General features: G+C 49.4%; 2 protein-coding genes. Both read left to right on the top strand.

What is annotated here, in order from left to right:
- Window positions 1–20: 20 nt before the first annotated feature.
- Complete coding sequence (thrC, locus tag Q0231_RS13095) at window positions 21–1,448, top strand: threonine synthase (RefSeq protein WP_299348025.1); 1,428 nt, start codon at window positions 21–23, stop codon at window positions 1,446–1,448.
- A 1-nt stretch (window position 1,449) separates the two neighbouring features.
- Window positions 1,450–2,223, top strand: a 774-nt coding sequence (locus Q0231_RS13090) for a pitrilysin family protein (protein WP_299348023.1), incomplete at its 3' end; no start/stop codon positions are given.

Below are 2,223 nucleotides of genomic sequence, written 5' to 3'. Positions count from 1 at the left end.
CAGGCAGTGCGCCAGAAGTCTTGCTGGCAGCGATTGGCGCCGCCACCAATCATATTCGCATTGGCTCAGGCGGCGTGATGTTGCCGCATTATAGCGCGTTTAAAGTCGCCGAAACCTTTTCCTTGCTAACAAATCTCTACCCGGGACGCATCGACTTAGGAATTGGACGTGCGCCCGGTAGCGATATGAAAACAGCTCGCATGTTGGCGACCGATGGCCAGCCCAAATTTGAGCGTTTCCCGCAATTGGTGCAAGAATTGCGCCAAATGCTCAATGATGCATACGGCACGTTTCGCCACTCAGCTGTTGCCCCTTTAGTTCAGACAGACGAAGGCCACTTTGTGCTCGAGTTGTTCCATGGCCCAACACTGGCATTTAAAGATGTGGCGATGCAATTTTTGGCACGCGTTATGGACCATATTTTGGGCGAACGCGATCAGCGCGCGACCATTGTGGGTGCAACCTCTGGCGACACCGGCTCTGCCGCAATTGAGGCGTTCCGGGGCCGCGAAAATACCGACATCTTCATTCTGCATCCCAAGGGCATGGTCTCGCCGGTGCAGCAACGTCAAATGACGACCGTACTCGACGCAAATGTGCACAACATCGCACTTGAAGGAAACTTTGATGATTGCCAAACCATCGTCAAAGACATGTTCAACAACTTGCATTTCCGTGATGGCGTTAGCCTTTCAGGTGTGAACTCCATCAACTGGGGTCGCATTGTGGCTCAGGTTGTTTATTATTTCACTTCGGCTGTTGCCCTTGGCGCGCCGCACCGCGAAGTCAGTTTCACCGTACCAACGGGCAATTTTGGTGACGTTTTTGCTGGTTTTGTTGCCCAAAAGATGGGTTTACCGATCAAGAATTTGATCATCGCCACAAACGAGAACGACATTTTGCGCCGTACAATGGATACGGGCCGCTATGAAATGGACGGCGTAAGCGCCACCACAAGCCCATCAATGGATATTCAAATCTCGTCAAATTTCGAACGTTTGTTATTTGAAGCCAACGATCGAAACGCCGAAGAAACCAAAGCGCAAATGGACGGGCTCAAGCAGTCTGGTAGTTTTGCTTTGTCTGAAAAAGCATTGAAGAGCATCAAAGCAAAGTTTCAAGCAGGCACATCCGACCAGGCACAAACAGCAACTGTTCAACAAAATGTGCTTGAACAATCCGGATACCTCATGGACCCGCACACAGCGGTTGCCTACAAAGTGGCACAAGAATTTGCCGAAACAGATGTGCCGATGATCACATTGTCGACCGCGCATCCTGCCAAATTCCCCGCAGCCGTTAAATCGGCCACTCAAATCGATGCGGCATTACCCGCATGGCTTTCCGACCTTTATGAGCGCGAAGAGCGCTATGATGTTTTGGAAAATGCACAAGATGCGGTCGAGGCTTACATCAAAGCCCGCGCCCGTGCCAACAAGGAGCAATAATTTGCCAGTTCGTTCTACCACATTAGATAATGGTATGACCGTTATCACCCACTCTATGCCAAGTCTTGAAAGCGCATCTGTTGGCGTGTGGGCAAAAGCTGGATCGCGTTGCGAAACGGCTGAGGAACATGGCATCTCGCATTTGCTCGAGCATATGGCGTTTAAGGGAACGACCACACGTTCATCGCGCCAAATAGCGGAAGAGATCGAAAATGTGGGCGGCGATGTGAATGCCGCCACAAGTGTGGAGAACACCGGCTATTTCTCACGTATCCTAAAGGAAGACGTGGGCCTTGCCGCTGACATTCTATCGGATATTTTGCAGAATTCACTATTCAGTGCTGAAGAATTGCAGCGTGAAAAACACGTGATTGTGCAGGAAATCGGGGCAAGTCATGATGCGCCAGACGATTATGTCTACGATCTTTTCCAAGATGCAGCTTTTCAAGATCAACCCATCGGGCGTTCGATTTTGGGTACTGTGGATTCTGTAGAAAGCTTCACGCCAGACGCAATCCGGTCTTACATGGAACGCACCTATGTTGGTGACTCAATGGTCATGGCAGCAGCAGGCAACGTCAACCATGACCAGCTGGTCGACATTGCGGCCAAAAAATTTGATGGGCTAAAAGCAACAGGTGCACCAGAACTTTATAACAACCTTTCAAAAGGAGATGAACTTGGAAAGAATGGAATAGGTACATTGTACAAAGCTTGGGTACTTAAAAAACTAACAAGTAACCAACTTTTATTAATTGATAAAGACGGTAACCCT

It is taken from the genome of uncultured Maritalea sp. (assembly GCF_937139385.1).
Classification (GTDB): Bacteria; Pseudomonadota; Alphaproteobacteria; order Rhizobiales; family Devosiaceae; genus Maritalea; species Maritalea porphyrae_A.
Note: the sequence above shows the minus strand (reverse complement) of the source record. Positions and strands in the feature narration are given on the sequence as shown.